Below are 13778 nucleotides of genomic sequence, written 5' to 3'. Positions count from 1 at the left end.
GGTGATCAAGGAAATGAAGAAAGCCCCCGAAGGGGCTTTCAAACGGCCTGGCGAGCCTTCGGTCATTGTACCGCTAGGGCCTGACGGTCGGGTAGTCCGCACGGTGTTTCTTCCGAACACCCGGCGGGCTATTGAAGCCGGAGCATTCCACGACGGAATCATGGCCCCGGCCGGTTCCGTCGTCGTCCTCGACGTTGGTGTCGGAAACCGCATGGACCGGTTCACCGCCCGCATCGTCGGAAAAGCCCTCGCCCTCTGCTCGTACATTCAGGTGCAGGGTGACGACCTCGGCCGGAGCTTCTGCGACGAGCACTACTTCTACGGCCTCGAAGCCATCCTCCACGGGATCCGGCAGGCAGCCGTCGAAGAAGCAGACCTTCGCCAGCTGCGGGAGGGCGTCGCATGAGTGTCTACAGCATCGACGAGTCGAAGTACTGCACATACCCGGGCTGCACCTACATGGAGCCCACCCATCAAGGCGACATGCTGGGGCACGAGTTCGTACCCCTCAGGGTCAGCCGGCCCGCCCCGCTGCGCGTCGAAGCCGACGTTGTGCCGATTCGCCCAGTCGAGGAGGAGCGGGTCAACACCCAGACGGGAGAGGTCTTCGAGTCGGACGAGGAGATCCAGGAGCCGACAGTCGTCGTGCCCCGCGGTCTCCTGCCTGAGACGTTCTGGGGCGCACGTCCGGTGTTCCAGCACATCCGGCAGGCTGCTCACTCGCAGTGCTGCTCCGGAGAGGTGGCGCTGTACACGGTCCTGGCGCGGCTGTCGTCGATGATCTCCCACCGCATCAAGGCGAACACCGGGATGCGCGGCAGGGCGTCCCTGAACGTCTTCGTGGCGATCGTGGGGCCCAGCTCGGCCGGTAAGAGCACGGGCAAGGACGCGGGCAGCAAGCTGCTCACGATCCCCGACCGCGAGTTCCGCGACGACCTGTCCATCGGAACAGGTGAGGGCATCGCTGAGACGTTCATGGGGACCGTCGAAGAGGAGGTCATTGGTCCGGACGGTCAGCCGAGGAAGGGGGACGTACGCAAGCAGGTACGCCACAACGCGTTCTTCTACGCCGACGAGGGTGAAGCTCTCACCAAGGTCAACGGCAGGCAGGGTTCCACGATCGGCGAGACCATCCGACGCGCTGCGGGCGGGGAGACACTCGGCCAGACGAACGCGGAGGCTGCCAGGAACCGACACATTCCGAAGGGTGAGTACGCGATGGGGATGGTCGTCGGGTTCCAGCCCGAGACCGCTCTGCCTCTGTTGCAGGAAGCCCACCTCGGGACACCGCAGCGGTTCCTGTGGTCGCCGGTCACCGACCCCGCGATCCCTTCACGGATCCAGGACAAGCCGGACTGGCCTGGAGTCCTGGAGCACCAGCCGCAGTTCAAGGAGCCGGGGGCAGACCTCGACATCACGTTCCCGCCCGAGGTCCAGCAGGAGCTGTGGGACATCAACATCAAGCGGTCCCGGGGAGAAGTCGAAGTCGACGAGCTGAACGGCCACGAACAGCTCACCCGCATCAAGGTGTCGGCGCTCCTCGCCCTCCTCGACATGCGGACCGAAGTGAACCTGGAGGACTGGGAGCTGTCCAAGGTGATCTGGGAAGCCTCCTGCGCCCTCCGCAACGCCCTGGTGGAGAAGGCCAAGCGGAAGGCAGCACAGGAGCAGGAGGAGAGGACGAAGCAGAAGGTCGACCAGGCTGTCCGCACCCACAGCGCGGTGAGCGACGCCGACCGGGCCATCAAGCGTGTCGCCCGGACCATCGCCAAGAAGGTCAGCGAGAACGGAGGGATGACCCCAGGGGCTATCAGCAGGGTGCTGCGGAGCACTGACCGGGGGCTGTTCTCCCGAAGTCTCAGCTACGCCGTGGCTGAGGACTGGGTGTCTGACGAGGGGGACCAGATCGTCCCCGGCGGCGCTCGACCTGCTGACTATCGGTGATGAGGGGGCCGGGCATGCGGACATGTGGACGTGTGGACAGATGTGGACATGTGGACATGCCCGGCCCCCGAGCGTCCACATTCATGAGTGAACACCATCAAGTCACCACCCCCCTGACCTGCATATATGTAAAGAAAGAGAGAGAAGGTGCTTCGCGTATAGGGCGGCGAGAGACGCGGACGAATGTGGACGTCCACATGTCCACATCGAAGAAAACGTCCACACCGATGTCCACATCAGTCCGAGCACGCTGCGTAACAAGGAGGTCAGCATGCAGCAGCTGAAGCTCATCGACATCGAAGCCCCACGGCAAGCGGCCGACCGCCGCCGACGCGAACACAACCGCCAGTACAAGCGGGTTCACCGAACTCGCCGGCTCAAGGGCCTCGAAGCCCGCCACGCCAAGAAGCTCACCCGCTACCAGAAAGCAGCCTGATCATGCGACTCACCCTCTGGAAGAAGAACACCCGCAAGCAAACGAACCTCACCGAAACCGCACTCAACACCGCCCTTGAAACATTCCACGAGCGCCGCAAAGACCTCACCAACAAGACACAGGCCATCCTGAACGCGATCAACGAAAAGGACGGCCCCCATGGAAACCCCACCCCCTGACACCCTCGAAGAACTCGGCCACCGACTCACCGAAACACTCCACCAAGTCGGTGCCCTATGCGCCCCACTCTTCGACGCCGCCGAAGGCATCCGAAACGAACTCGACCGAAGGGGATGGTCCCCCACCGTCAGCGAAGAGCTCGCCGCTGAATACCTGACCCTTTGCCTACGCCGCCTCTTCGCTGACCTCGCCACCCCGTAACCGAAAGGACGGAACTACGTGTCGACGCGGTACCCGGGAAGGTCATCAAACTCGGGTACCGCCACGATCCCCATCATCCGACGCGTCCACGAGAGCATCTGCTCGGGCGGCAACGGCACGGTGTTCGGAAGCTCACGCCACAGCGACAGGAACATCATCAGAGACATGCTGGCAATCTCGATGATCTTCTTGGTGTCTGACTCGAAAACCGTCTCAACCCACTGCTCGCCCGCATCGTGGAAGAGATTCTCGATCAGACTCCGGGGAGCCGCATGGGCCTGCTCCGACCAGACGGTGAACAGGTGGTCGTACTGGTGTACCCGCATCTTGTCAGGCGACAGCTCAGCCAGTGCCTTCGTGGACTTGCGGCTCCACGAAGGCACCCATCGAGTTGTTCCGTCAGCCCTGGGCTGCCCCTTGAACTGGTCGAAAGCGGTGTCCAGCGTCTTCTCCAGGTATGCAAACTGCTCCGCGTTCACGGGGCGCCCCGTCTCCTTGCCATACAGGGCCTCCCGGTGCTTCTCCCGTATGAACTGGAGAACCCCGAAGTGGCAATACTCAAACGTCGCCTGAAAGCGATCGGGCTGCGCCCCGAGGTACTCCAGATTCACCACCAGTTCGAACAGCTGCCGAGTAATCCCCGACGCATGCTCCCAATGCCCGTTCTCCAGCAGCAGCTGCACCGACTTCAAGCTATTGATGGCCCGAACCAAGATCTCGGTATCGAAGCGGGCAAGTAGATCGTCAGGATCGACAGGTGTTTCAAGAACAAGCCTGTCGGCTGCCGCCGCTACCTCGGTGAGGATCTTGTTTAGCGGCTTCAAATGCGTCAATGGCGCAATGACAACCCGTGGATCCCTGGGCCCCGCAGCCCCAGCCTTCCTGGGCTTCTTCTTCCTGTTCCTCTTACCGCTCGCCATCCCGGCACCCTAGCGGCGAACTCCCCAGTAGCCAGAACCCTTTACCGGGCCCCCGGGATCAACGATTCCCCACGCACCAAAAAGACAACAAAGTCGAATACCATTCCAACAAGAACAAACAAGAAACCCCACACGGTCCGGCGGGAGGAGGTGAACGATGGGAGCTAACAAGCCCAAGGCCGTCATCGCGGAAGAAGCAGCCGAATGCTTCCGCCTCCAACTCTCCGGCCTCACCTACCGAGGCATGGCCAAAGAAACCGGCCTGTCCGTCGCCACCGTCCACAAACGCGTCCGACAAGCCCTCACCGCCGTCATCGTCCCCGCCGTCGAAGAACTCCGCACCCGCGAAGGCGAACGCCTCCTGTACCTCCTGGAGCGCCTCCAGCCCGCCGTTGAAGCCGGAGACCTCGACGCCATCAAGACAGCGGCACGGCTGTCCGAGAGCTACCGCAAGCTCATGGGCTTGAACGCCCCGGAGCAGCACTCCCTCCAGATCCATGAGGTCACGCAGAACGACCTGGAGTTGCAGGACATGATCCGCGCCGCCCAGGCGAAGGCGCAGCTGACCAAGGAGACGCAGGGATGAGCGACGAGAACGGCACGAAGAAGACCCCGACCAAGCCGAAGCCCGCCTGAACCCCGGACAACTTGGACACGCTCACCGTCGGGAGACCCACATGGTCACGTACGTCCTCCTCGCGATAGCCGCAGCCCTGTTCGTCATCGCCGCGTTCACCGACCAAGGCCGCATCAACCTCATGGCCCTTGGACTCGCATCCATGGCCGGGGCGTTCCTCATCCAGGCAGGGGACACCCTGTCGTGACCACACGCCTGGACTCCTACATCGCGGGATACGACCCCGCGATGTTCGGCGTTCCGGAGTGCAGGCGCATCCTCACCCGCGACAACCCGCTCCTCTTCGCGTTGACGTACTTCGCCCACCACCTCCAGGGCGACGAAACCGGCGGCCACATCTCCCTGTCCCCGGTGCACTGGGAATGGTCCGCACAGGCCCAGCTGTGGACCCAGGCACCCGCCGTGCCGAAGGAACAGCGGAACGCCTACGTCGCCCCCCGAGCCATGGGCAAGTCCACCTGGTGGCAGCTGATCCTGCCCCTGTGGGCCGCCGCGCACGGGCACGTGAAGTACATCGCCGGGTTCGCCTCCGCAGCCGCACAGGCCCGCCAGCGGCTCCGCGACATCAAGCACGAGCTGGAAGCCAACCCGCTGCTCCGCACCGACTACCCCACTCTGTGCCAGCCGGCCCGCCGACTCACCGGTGTCTCCGATGCCGACCGGCAGGACATGTACGTCTCCAAGGGCGGTTTCGCGTTCACCGCTCAGGGGGTCGACTCCGCGGTCCTCGGGGCGAAGATCGGGGCGCAGCGCCCGGACCTCCTGATCCTCGACGACATCGAGCCCGACGAGTCGAACTACTCGGCGTACCAGATGGAGAAGCGGCTGCGGACGGTGCAGGACGCGATCCTGCCGCTGAACGTGTACGCCCGCGTCGTCCTCGTCGGCACCGTCACCATGCCCGGTTCCATCGTGCACCAGTTCGTACAGGCCGCGAACGGCCTGAAGCCCGAAGACTGGATCCTCGAAGAGAACTTCCGCCCCCACCACCACCGGCCGTTCGTTATCGCCGACGACGGCACGGAGCAGTCCGTCTGGCCGGAGAAGTGGTCGACCGAGTTCCTCCAGGGGGAGCGGCACACGCGGTCGTTCCGGAAGAACATGGAGAACGACCCCCTCGGCTACGACGGGGACTACTGGTCCGCCGAGGACTTCCAGTACGGGCCCCTCCCCATCACCCGCTGCGCCCTGTTCATCGACCCGGCCGTCACGACGAAGACGACATCCGACGAGACGGCCTACGCGATCGTCGGGCACAACCGCACCGACGGCACCGCCCTCGTCCGCTACACCCACTCCGCCCGGCACACCGGACGCCAAATCCGTGGGCACGTCCTGGACCTCTTGGAGCGCCACCCAGAGATCCGCATGGTCCACATCGAAGCGAACCAGGGCGGCGACGTATGGAAAGAGATCCTCCACGATCTGCCGGTGAAACTCGTGACGCACAACGTCGAAGGAAAGAAAGAAGTCCGTGCCCTCGACGCACTGCATCACTATCAGAAGCGCAAGGTGTGGCACGAGACACCGCATCAGAAAGCGGAGCAGCAAATGGTCACGTTCCCCCGAGGTCTGCACGATGACCTTGTTGATGCTGTGGGTGCCGGAGTTCGGTTCTTCCTCGGGAAGCCCGCCCCGGTGAAGACATTCCGTGCCACAACTACGAGCTACATGTGAGGGGGCGGGAATGCCGTCCGATCTGATCCACGCCGTAACCGAAATCCGGGAAGCATACGAGAACTACCAGATCGCCGAGGACTACTACGAGGGCAACGTCCCCGAGATCTTCTGCAACCCGAAGCTGCGCACACTCCTTCAGAAGACAGGCGAGGAATACACGTTCAACCTGGCGAAGACCCCGGTGAACGCCGTCGCGAACCGGCTCGTCATCCAGGCGGTCACCGTCCGGGGCAACGAGACCACGACCCGCCTGTTGCAGGAGCAGGTGTGGGAGCCGAACAACCTGACGTTGGGCACCGCGAAGATGAACCTGCGGGCCTGCGAGTACGGGGACGCCTACGTCTTCGTGTGGGACGGAGTCGAGGACGGCACAGTCCAGGTCATCTACAACTCCCCGAAGACAACCCGGGTGTTCTACGACGCGGAGACCGAGCAGATCCCGCAGTACGCCGGGAAGCTGTGGCAGGAGAAGCGCGGGGAGCAGCCGGTGTGGCGCTGCACCCTGTACTACCCGGACCGGATCGAGCGGTACATCACGAAGCCCGGCACGAAGGAGACCGAGGAGGGTTCGTGGGAGCCGTACACCCGGACCGTGTCCGAGGACGGCGACCCGGTATGGCCTGAGCCGAACCCGTACGGGCGTCTCCCGGTCTTCCACCTCCGCACCGACACCCCGTACGGGCGGCCTGAGCACAAGGACGCCTACGGGGCGCAGAACGCCGTGACGAAGCAGCTCGCCACCCAGCTCGCCACGACGGACTACCAGGGCTTCCGGCAGCGCTACGCCCTCATGGACCCCGACCTGGTGGGCGCGGAGACCGACGGCAGCAGCGCCGCGTACCCGGACGACGACGGCTTCGACCCCAAGGCGTTGAAGTCGAAGCTGACGACCGGCCCAGGACAGCTGTGGGAGCTGCACGGGGCGAAGGCAGTGGGGGAGTTCAACCCGTCCGACCCGGGCAACTTCATCGATCCTGCCCAGTTCTACATGCGGATGATGGCGCAGGTCACCGACACCCCGCTGCACTTCTTCGACCCCGGTGGGGAGCAGCCCTCCGGGGTGTCCCGCCTCATCTCCGACGCGACGCTGACGAAGAAGGTCGAGGACCGGCAGGCCGCCCTGTCCACCCCGTGGGCTGACGTCTTCGAGTTCGCCCTGACGGTCCTCGGAACCAAGGGCGCCACGGTCGACGTGCGGTGGAAGCCCGCAGTGTCTCTCCTCGACAAGGAGGGCTGGGAAGTCGTCGCCTTGAAGATCTCCGCCGGAGTGCCGGCTCGCCAGGCACTCATGGAAGCGGGCTACACAGCCGAGCAACTCGACGCGTGGGGCATTCCCGAACAGGCGGCCCCCGACCGGCAGAACACAGCTCCTGGGGCCGCGCAGGACCTGGAGCCGGAAGACCAGAACCGCCCCGAAGTCATCACCGCAGCAACCATGTAGGAGAGCGCAATGAACCCGAACACCCTGCCCCGCCACATCGTCGGCTACCGCAAGGCACGCCCTGGCGAAAGCCTCGACGAGCTGTACCCGATCTACCCGATCGCGGGCGGAGCCCCCGACGACGAGGACGTCGATGGCGACGAGGAAGGGGGTGAGGACGACGACGCCGAGGATGTGGACGATGGCGACGACAAGGACGCGTGGAAGGCCCCCACTGAGTACGAGTGGAAGAAGGTCCAGCGGGCCTTGAAGCGGGCCAACAAGGAAGCTGCCGACCTGCGCGGGAAGTCCGGCACGGACGCGGCTAGCGCCGTCGAGGAGACGGAGAGGAAGGCCCGCGAAGAGGCGACACAGGAAGCGGAGTCCCGCTGGAAGCCGATGCTGGTGAAGCAGGCTGCCCGCGCCGCTCTCGCTGAAGCCGGGCTTATCAAGAACCCGAACCGGCTACTCCGCATGCTGGAAATGGACGACATCGAAGTGTCTGAAGACGGTGAGATCGAGGGCCTCGATGAGCAGATCCACGATTTCAAGAAGGAGTTCCCCGAGTTCTTTGGACGCCGTTCCGCGAAGGATGTGGACGGTGGAGACAAGGCCCTTCGGCGCGGCGCGGATAAGGCCAGTGCGACGTTGATTGCACGAGCGCTGACCGGCGGTCGATGACCGGGTATTGTCATATCAGGTTGCTCGTGATGAACAACCCGACTTAGCCCGACAGGTGGCGTGATGCCCCGGGGATTTCCGAATCCTCGCCATCACGCCATTGTCATGTGCGGTGGTGGCTTCACAGCCAGGAGCCGTCATGGCGCGCAACACCTACGAGGACTGGATTCCCGAGGAGTACTCCGGGCCGGTCATCACCCGAGTCCAGCAGATGTCGGCCGTTGAGCGTCTCGCCCGCCGCGTCCCGATGGCCACTGACACCAAGCATGTGCCGCGTTCGGCTGGTGTCGACGTCAACTTCACCGCGAAGGGCAGCGCGTACACCGAGGACACCTCGGTCAACGACGATGTGCTGCTCACCGCGCTGAAGTTCACCCGGGCGATCCGCATTGCCGATGAGGACCTCCAGGACACCCGTCAGGTCGCCGACATCATCTCGACGAAGCAGACCGACTGGGCGACGTCGTACGCGAAGTTCATCGACAACGCCACCCTTGCTACGTCGGCCGCCGCGAACGGCACCACGGTTCCGTTTGCGTCGCTGTACTACAGCCTGACCCAGAACAACTCCGACACCGGATACACGGCGAACTCGAACCTGACGCAGACAGGTTCCGGGGGCACTACGTACGCGAACCTGTCGGCCACGCTCGCGGACTACGAAGAGTCCGACTACTTCGACGACGGCAACACGATCGTCATTGCATCCCCGGCGTTCAAGGCGAAGTTTCGCGGTGTCGTGGACGTGCAGGGACGGCCGATCTTCGTGCAGGGCCTGGCCGGTACTCCGGACACCTTGTTCGGTTACCAGGTCGCATGGTCCAACGGCTGCCGTCTTTCGGCGACCGCAGCGTCGGCCCCCACCGGTAAGCCGGTCCTGTTCGTCGGCAACCGCGAGTACCTGTTCCTCGGTGTCCGTTCCGGCCCCGAATCCCGAACCGCCCCTGCTGACTCCGGCGTCGGATTCCTCACCGACGAGGCCGTCCTGAAGATGCGCGCTCGCCGTGGCTTCGTCGTCGCCCACGAGAAGGCATGGGCGTGCCTGGAGGACAACTCCTGACCGGGCGGAGGCGGGCCCCTGCGCTCGGGCCCGCCTCTTCCCTCCCTGTCACGTCTAGGAGGAGGACTTCATGCCTGCGGTCGGCTACACATCCGGAGACCCGCGGAAGGTCAACGACACCGGGGACACCCTCACCGGGCCCCTGGTGCTGTCCGGTGGTGCCGCAAACCTGACCGTCGGCGGGTCCGGAAGCATCTCCGGTGGCCTGTCCGTCGCGGGCCGGCTGGAGTCGGCTGGGTTCGCTCTGCCCGCCCACTACCCGGGCCGCCCGACCCCTGTACGGCAGCCCTCCCGAATCGTGGAGCACTTCCAGACCGGCCACGGGTGGGCCACGTCGGGTGGTGTGGCGTCCTCGGAACTGAACGACACCACGGACTTCTGCAAGGGCACCCAGTCTGCGAAGGTCGTTTTCTCCGGGAACGGGAACCTCGACAAGTCGGGGATCTCCTCGATGGACCTGACCGGTAAGGCGATCCGGTTCGTCGTGAAGGTCGACGACGTGTCGAAGCTGTCGCAGCTGAACATTCGGGTCGGCACCAGCGCGACGAACGTGTTCCAGTGGCAGACCCTCGCCACCACGGCAACGTCGAAGCTCTACAAGTCCGGGGAGTGGACGACGGTCACCGTCGGCTGGTCGGACGTGCACTCCGCCGCAGGAACGTTCTCCCTCGACGCGAACCGGGTGCCGTCCGCGAAGTCCGGGTTCACGTTCATCCGGTTCCAGGTCGTCGCCACGGGCGGGAACTGCACCGTTCACTTCCAGTCCGTCGAGATCATCGACGCGATCACCGCGACGTTCCCCAACGGCGTCGTGTCGATCACGTTCGATGACTCGTGGGACTCCCAGTACGCGCTGGCCCGCCCGAAGATGGACCAGTACGGGTACCGGGGCACGTTCTACACGATCGCCCAGTCCATCGGCGCAGCGAACCGTATGACGCTGGCGCAGCTGCGGACGATGCAGGACCAGTCCGGGATGGAGATCGCCGGGCACGCGTACACCAACGCCATGCACGACGGCCGTTTCACGAACTTCACCGCCCGGCAGGTCGATGACGAGCTGAGGAACCTGCGGTCGTGGCTCCTGTCGAACGGGCTGCGTGGCGACAACTTTGCCTACCCGGGCGGGAACTTCGAGAACACCATCGACGGGGTGCCGGTCGAGCAGATCGTCGCCCGGTACTTCGCGACCGGCCGGACTGTCCTCACCGGCTACGGGTCCTCCACGAACGTCCTGAAGGAGCAGTGGCCCCCGCCGCGCCCCTACCGGATGCTCGCCCAGTCCGCGATCTCCGGGGCCAGCGTCGGCATGGATCTGCCCGCCTCGGTCACCCAGGCCGGGGGCTCCCTCGACGTGTGCAAGCGGCAGGGCGCCTGGTTGCAGCTGACGTTCCACGTCCTGACCACCGGGTCCGAGGGCGGGGACGCCGGGGTCATCAAGCAGTCCGACTTCAACAGCATCATCGACGCGATCAACAGCTACGGGATTCCCGTGCTGCCGGTCGCGGACGTGATGCGGTACACGGTCTGAGGCGGGCTGCCATGAGCCTTGTGCGCCTCACGATCCGCCCGTGGGAACTCGTCGACGTATCCGACCGGGAACTCGCTGAACTGGAACGCCAGGGCCTCATCTTCACGCAGCTCGCCACGTTGTACGCGAACTTCTACGCCTACGAGGGCGGGCCGGCTGCGGACGTCGCCGAGCTGACGGTGACGGTCACGAAGGACGGGCAGGGCGAGCCGTTGGTCGGCCCGACGGGGGACGGGATCGGTCACATCGCGGCGGGGGCGTACGGCTACCCGTGGTCGGAGGACGACCGGGACGGGCCGGGGGACTACCTCGTCGAGTGGGATGCCCTCGACGCCACACAGGCCCCGGTGTACGCCGCCGAGACCGTAAGCCTGGAGGCGTGACATGGCCTTCTTGCAGGGTGCCGATATTCCTCTGACCGCCCAGTTCTTCGAGTACGCGGGCGGTCCGGGGGCTGTGCTGACCGGGGTCACCGTCACGGTCACGAAGGTCGGGGACAGCACCCCGACGCTGGGCCCGGTATCGGCGGGGATCAGTAACCCGGCGAACGGTCTGTACACCTACACGTGGACTACCACAGCGGCGACAGCCCCGGGGGACTACCTGGTGGTCTGGGGCGGTGTGGACGGCGATCTGGAGGCCGTCCAGGCGTCCGAGACCGTCACGGTCACCGAAGCCGTCACGGGCACGTGGGCGTCGATTCAGGACGTCGTCGACATCACCGGTGCCACCGTCACCGATGCCCAGCTGCGCCGCGCTCAGTACGTCATCGACCTGGTATCCGGCCGCACCTACGAGATCCACACGGTCCTCGTGGAGGAGGGCCGTACCCGCGACTTGCGGTGGCTGAAGCAGGCCGTTGCCTACCAGGCCGCGTGGATGGCCGCGCAGCCCGACATGTTCACCCGCCTGAACCTCACGAGCGTCAACCAGGACACCGCGCAGGCCCAGATGGGGGCCTCCGCTTTGACGCTTGCCCCTCTCGCGCGCCGAGCCCTGCACCAGGTGTCGTGGCAGGGCACCCGCAGCGTCCAGGTCCGCACTCAGCGTTCCCGGCTGCTTCCCGGCCAAGGCGTCCAGCCCGCAGGGGCCCCCGTGCGCGATTACGGGTGGGAAGAGTGGGAGCCGCTGCGATGAGAGCTCTGGCGAACACCACCATCAGCGTGCTGCGCGGCACCACCACCGACGAGTTCGGCGACCCTGTCGACGCACCCACCACGGTTGCCTCCGGTATCCCCGCGTCGCTTATCGAGGTGACGCGGCGCGCCTTCACGCCGGAAAACCCGACGCCTCGGGTTGTTCGCTATTCCATCGCCCGTACTGGCGCTGATGTGGATGTTCTGGAGGACGACCGAATCAGAGACGAATCCACAGACCGCATTTACATCGTGGAGGCCGTCTCGCAGACCGGGGGTATCGGCATGGTCAACGACCTGCGGCTGGACTTGAAACAAACAACCTAGCCCCGTCGAACCCGGCCAACACATACTGAATCCGGATCATGCAACACCCTGCGAAAAGCAGGGGGATCCACCGAACTACCACCACCCGAAAAGGGGGCGGCTGTGACACTGGTTTTCCGTATCGAAACGGCGTGGCCGAAGCATCTCAACATGGTCCGAGACGACCTGATGGAGAAGCTCGGCGAGGAGATCCTCGAAGACGCCAAGAGGTATTGCCCAGTGAACACCGGTCGCCTTCGCGCCTCCCTCTTCGCCGAGGTTGAGGACGGAGAACTCCGGGTCGGTTCCCGCGATGTGAAGTACGCGCAGATGGTCGAATTCGGAACCCGCCCCCACGTCATCAAGCCCCGCAACAAGCAGGCCCTGTCGTGGCCCGGAGCGGCGCACCCCGTCGCACAGGTCAACCACCCCGGAACGCAGGCGCAGCCCTTCCTCCGGCCGGCTCTGCACAAGCCGAGGGTGATCATCTGATGGCGACCGTCCTGCGGGCCACAACGGAGCTGGTCGCCGCCGCGTGGCTCAACACCCTGTTCGACCAGCCGATCGTCGCGACGACCCTTCCGAAGCCCGCCGACGGCACCCCGGGGTGGGCGGACACCGGGTTCATCACCGTGGCTGTCGTCGGCGGTGGTGCGGGCATGTACGTGCCGCTGAGGTCCCCGGTCGTGTCGGTCGACTGCTGGGCGGTGAACCCCCAGTCGGCGAAACCGCCGTGGGGAAAGGCGAACAACCTCGCGGAAACCGTTCAGGCCGCCTGCTACGGGCCTATCAACATGCGTCTGGAACTCCCCGGAGGATTTCCGGACGTGCGGGTTCTGTCGGCTTACTCGGTGAGTGAGTCCCGGCGGATCACGGACGACCAGTCGTCGTATGCCCATTACTCCCTGGACGTTCAGCTGCACTGGGTGGAGGCGTCATGAAGCGCTATGCCCTGTACGGCGAAAAGTCGAGGACGCTCCTCACCTTCATGGGGCGCGTCCTGGTCCACGACAACAAAGCCGAACTGGAGTACCTGACCGTCGGCGCGAAAGCCGTGGAATGCCCATCGGATATTCCTGAAGGGCAGACGTTCCCGCTGCGCCTCCACCCAAATCTGACCACCGTCGAGTGGCCCCTCCGAAAGGAATCCTTCCGATGAAGGTCCGCACCATCCTGCGCCCCCACGAGGAAATCGAAGTCGACGAGGCCGAATACACCGACCTCAAGCGGCACGGCCTCCTCGCCGTGACCCCGGACCCGCCGAAGCAGGCGGCGAAGAACGAGAAGAAGGAGAGCTGATGCTCCGCAAGCTCGGAGTTGTGGCCGCCGCCGTGGCGCTGCCTCTCAGCCTCTTGACCGCAAGTACGGCCAGCGCCGACACCGACCCTGCGGTCTACCAGGCATGCAGCACCGCATACGAGTTCACGACCGACGTGAACGGGGTCGACGTCACGTGCGAGCCGATGACGTTCAGCGGTGCGTGGGTGTGGCTGCCCGTGCTGCACCCCGACCCGCTGCCCACTCATGCCGCTCTGGACCCGTGCAGCGTGCCCGGCCTGGTCTCCGCGAAGAGCGGCGGCGGAACTCTCGTCTGCGAGGCCCACTTCAACGGCTTCTTCTACTGGCAGCGAAGCATCTAGGAGGAC

The 13778-nt window shown here is 65.0% G+C and carries 20 protein-coding genes; 19 read left to right on the top strand and 1 reads right to left on the bottom strand.

The features are described from left to right. The first annotated feature begins 1 nt into the window (after nucleotide 1). The 4 genes from PSQ21_RS06605 to PSQ21_RS06590 all read left to right on the top strand — a co-directional run bounded on the left by PSQ21_RS06605 (nucleotide 2) and on the right by PSQ21_RS06590 (nucleotide 2559). The gene (locus PSQ21_RS06605; protein ID WP_274029466.1) at nucleotides 2–406 is read left to right on the top strand and encodes a hypothetical protein; all 405 of its coding nucleotides are present in this window, start codon (nucleotides 2–4) and stop codon (nucleotides 404–406) included. Further along, nucleotides 403–1944, top strand: coding sequence for a hypothetical protein (locus tag PSQ21_RS06600; protein WP_274029465.1), 1542 nt, complete (start codon nucleotides 403–405; stop codon nucleotides 1942–1944). The genes PSQ21_RS06605 and PSQ21_RS06600 overlap by 4 nt, the downstream gene beginning before the upstream one ends. A gap of 271 nt (nucleotides 1945–2215) precedes the next feature. Next, a complete protein-coding gene (locus PSQ21_RS06595) occupies nucleotides 2216–2380 on the top strand; it encodes a hypothetical protein (RefSeq protein ID WP_266404054.1) in 165 nt (54 codons plus the stop codon). A gap of 2 nt (nucleotides 2381–2382) precedes the next feature. Continuing rightward, a complete protein-coding gene (locus PSQ21_RS06590) occupies nucleotides 2383–2559 on the top strand; it encodes a hypothetical protein (RefSeq protein ID WP_274029464.1) in 177 nt (58 codons plus the stop codon). A gap of 216 nt (nucleotides 2560–2775) precedes the next feature. On the opposite strand, the gene PSQ21_RS06585 is transcribed toward PSQ21_RS06590, so the two are convergent. Next, nucleotides 2776–3681, bottom strand: a complete 906-nt coding sequence (locus PSQ21_RS06585) for a DUF5677 domain-containing protein (RefSeq protein ID WP_274029463.1) — start codon at nucleotides 3679–3681, stop codon at nucleotides 2776–2778. 157 nt (nucleotides 3682–3838) lie between these two features. On the opposite strand from PSQ21_RS06585, the gene PSQ21_RS06580 reads away from it, so the two are divergent. From PSQ21_RS06580 to PSQ21_RS06510, 15 genes are all read left to right on the top strand, one after another. Further along, on the top strand, nucleotides 3839–4267 hold the full coding sequence (locus PSQ21_RS06580) for a sigma factor-like helix-turn-helix DNA-binding protein (protein ID WP_274029462.1): 429 nt from the start codon (nucleotides 3839–3841) through the stop codon (nucleotides 4265–4267). A 91-nt stretch (nucleotides 4268–4358) separates the two neighbouring features. Beyond that, entirely contained in the window at nucleotides 4359–4505 is a 147-nt protein-coding gene (locus PSQ21_RS06575; protein ID WP_274029461.1) for a hypothetical protein, read from the top strand. Further along, entirely contained in the window at nucleotides 4502–5995 is a 1494-nt protein-coding gene (locus tag PSQ21_RS06570) for a hypothetical protein (RefSeq protein WP_274029460.1), read from the top strand. Before PSQ21_RS06575 ends, PSQ21_RS06570 begins: the two co-directional genes overlap by 4 nt. A 10-nt stretch (nucleotides 5996–6005) precedes the next feature. Further along, nucleotides 6006–7439 carry a phage portal protein gene (locus tag PSQ21_RS06565; protein WP_274029459.1) on the top strand — a complete coding sequence of 478 codons (1434 nt, stop codon included), beginning with the start codon at nucleotides 6006–6008 and terminating at the stop codon, nucleotides 7437–7439. 9 nt (nucleotides 7440–7448) lie between these two features. Further along, entirely contained in the window at nucleotides 7449–8099 is a 651-nt protein-coding gene (locus PSQ21_RS06560; RefSeq protein ID WP_274029458.1) for a phage scaffolding protein, read from the top strand. Nucleotides 8100–8238: 139 nt separating this feature from the next. After that, complete coding sequence (locus PSQ21_RS06555; RefSeq protein WP_274029457.1) at nucleotides 8239–9159, top strand: phage major capsid protein; 921 nt, start codon at nucleotides 8239–8241, stop codon at nucleotides 9157–9159. Nucleotides 9160–9229: 70 nt separating this feature from the next. Further along, on the top strand, nucleotides 9230–10690 hold the full coding sequence (locus PSQ21_RS06550; RefSeq protein WP_274029456.1) for a polysaccharide deacetylase family protein: 1461 nt from the start codon (nucleotides 9230–9232) through the stop codon (nucleotides 10688–10690). 11 nt (nucleotides 10691–10701) lie between these two features. Next, nucleotides 10702–11073: a hypothetical protein gene (locus PSQ21_RS06545; RefSeq protein WP_274029455.1), complete on the top strand. Its 372-nt coding sequence runs from the start codon at nucleotides 10702–10704 to the stop codon at nucleotides 11071–11073. Nucleotide 11074: 1 nt separating this feature from the next. Continuing rightward, entirely contained in the window at nucleotides 11075–11827 is a 753-nt protein-coding gene (locus tag PSQ21_RS06540) for a hypothetical protein (protein WP_274029454.1), read from the top strand. Beyond that, entirely contained in the window at nucleotides 11824–12153 is a 330-nt protein-coding gene (locus PSQ21_RS06535) for a hypothetical protein (RefSeq protein WP_274029453.1), read from the top strand. Before PSQ21_RS06540 ends, PSQ21_RS06535 begins: the two co-directional genes overlap by 4 nt. Before the next feature lie 150 nt (nucleotides 12154–12303). After that, a complete protein-coding gene (locus tag PSQ21_RS06530; protein ID WP_274029452.1) occupies nucleotides 12304–12624 on the top strand; it encodes an HK97 gp10 family phage protein in 321 nt (106 codons plus the stop codon). Beyond that, nucleotides 12624–13073 (top strand): hypothetical protein, encoded by a 450-nt coding sequence (locus PSQ21_RS06525; protein WP_274029451.1) that lies wholly within the window; start codon nucleotides 12624–12626, stop codon nucleotides 13071–13073. The genes PSQ21_RS06530 and PSQ21_RS06525 overlap by 1 nt, the downstream gene beginning before the upstream one ends. After that, nucleotides 13070–13291 (top strand): hypothetical protein, encoded by a 222-nt coding sequence (locus tag PSQ21_RS06520; RefSeq protein WP_266404011.1) that lies wholly within the window; start codon nucleotides 13070–13072, stop codon nucleotides 13289–13291. Before PSQ21_RS06525 ends, PSQ21_RS06520 begins: the two co-directional genes overlap by 4 nt. Further along, nucleotides 13288–13431: a hypothetical protein gene (locus PSQ21_RS06515; RefSeq protein WP_274029450.1), complete on the top strand. Its 144-nt coding sequence runs from the start codon at nucleotides 13288–13290 to the stop codon at nucleotides 13429–13431. Before PSQ21_RS06520 ends, PSQ21_RS06515 begins: the two co-directional genes overlap by 4 nt. Then, nucleotides 13431–13772: a hypothetical protein gene (locus PSQ21_RS06510; protein WP_274029449.1), complete on the top strand. Its 342-nt coding sequence runs from the start codon at nucleotides 13431–13433 to the stop codon at nucleotides 13770–13772. The genes PSQ21_RS06515 and PSQ21_RS06510 overlap by 1 nt, the downstream gene beginning before the upstream one ends. Nucleotides 13773–13778 lie beyond the last annotated feature (6 nt).

It is taken from the genome of Streptomyces sp. MMBL 11-1 (assembly GCF_028622875.1).
In the GTDB taxonomy this organism is placed as follows: Bacteria; Actinomycetota; Actinomycetes; order Streptomycetales; family Streptomycetaceae; genus Streptomyces.
Note: the sequence above shows the minus strand (reverse complement) of the source record. Positions and strands in the feature narration are given on the sequence as shown.

What these genes read in the sequence shown, in the direction of transcription:
- PSQ21_RS06595 (WP_266404054.1), top strand. Translation starts at nt 2,216, where the DNA reads ATGCAGCAGCTGAAGCTCATCGACATCGAAGCCCCACGGCAAGCGGCC.
- PSQ21_RS06590 (WP_274029464.1), top strand. Translation starts at nt 2,383, where the DNA reads ATGCGACTCACCCTCTGGAAGAAGAACACCCGCAAGCAAACGAACCTC.
- PSQ21_RS06555 (WP_274029457.1), top strand. Translation starts at nt 8,239, where the DNA reads ATGGCGCGCAACACCTACGAGGACTGGATTCCCGAGGAGTACTCCGGG.
- PSQ21_RS06575 (WP_274029461.1), top strand. Translation starts at nt 4,359, where the DNA reads ATGGTCACGTACGTCCTCCTCGCGATAGCCGCAGCCCTGTTCGTCATC.
- PSQ21_RS06510 (WP_274029449.1), top strand. Translation starts at nt 13,431, where the DNA reads ATGCTCCGCAAGCTCGGAGTTGTGGCCGCCGCCGTGGCGCTGCCTCTC.
- PSQ21_RS06565 (WP_274029459.1), top strand. Translation starts at nt 6,006, where the DNA reads ATGCCGTCCGATCTGATCCACGCCGTAACCGAAATCCGGGAAGCATAC.
- PSQ21_RS06600 (WP_274029465.1), top strand. Translation starts at nt 403, where the DNA reads ATGAGTGTCTACAGCATCGACGAGTCGAAGTACTGCACATACCCGGGC.
- PSQ21_RS06520 (WP_266404011.1), top strand. Translation starts at nt 13,070, where the DNA reads ATGAAGCGCTATGCCCTGTACGGCGAAAAGTCGAGGACGCTCCTCACC.
- PSQ21_RS06525 (WP_274029451.1), top strand. Translation starts at nt 12,624, where the DNA reads ATGGCGACCGTCCTGCGGGCCACAACGGAGCTGGTCGCCGCCGCGTGG.
- PSQ21_RS06535 (WP_274029453.1), top strand. Translation starts at nt 11,824, where the DNA reads ATGAGAGCTCTGGCGAACACCACCATCAGCGTGCTGCGCGGCACCACC.
- PSQ21_RS06530 (WP_274029452.1), top strand. Translation starts at nt 12,304, where the DNA reads ATGGTCCGAGACGACCTGATGGAGAAGCTCGGCGAGGAGATCCTCGAA.
- PSQ21_RS06550 (WP_274029456.1), top strand. Translation starts at nt 9,230, where the DNA reads ATGCCTGCGGTCGGCTACACATCCGGAGACCCGCGGAAGGTCAACGAC.
- PSQ21_RS06560 (WP_274029458.1), top strand. Translation starts at nt 7,449, where the DNA reads ATGAACCCGAACACCCTGCCCCGCCACATCGTCGGCTACCGCAAGGCA.
- PSQ21_RS06585 (WP_274029463.1), bottom strand. Translation starts at nt 3,681, where the DNA reads ATGGCGAGCGGTAAGAGGAACAGGAAGAAGAAGCCCAGGAAGGCTGGG.
- PSQ21_RS06540 (WP_274029454.1), top strand. Translation starts at nt 11,075, where the DNA reads ATGGCCTTCTTGCAGGGTGCCGATATTCCTCTGACCGCCCAGTTCTTC.
- PSQ21_RS06580 (WP_274029462.1), top strand. Translation starts at nt 3,839, where the DNA reads ATGGGAGCTAACAAGCCCAAGGCCGTCATCGCGGAAGAAGCAGCCGAA.
- PSQ21_RS06545 (WP_274029455.1), top strand. Translation starts at nt 10,702, where the DNA reads ATGAGCCTTGTGCGCCTCACGATCCGCCCGTGGGAACTCGTCGACGTA.
- PSQ21_RS06515 (WP_274029450.1), top strand. Translation starts at nt 13,288, where the DNA reads ATGAAGGTCCGCACCATCCTGCGCCCCCACGAGGAAATCGAAGTCGAC.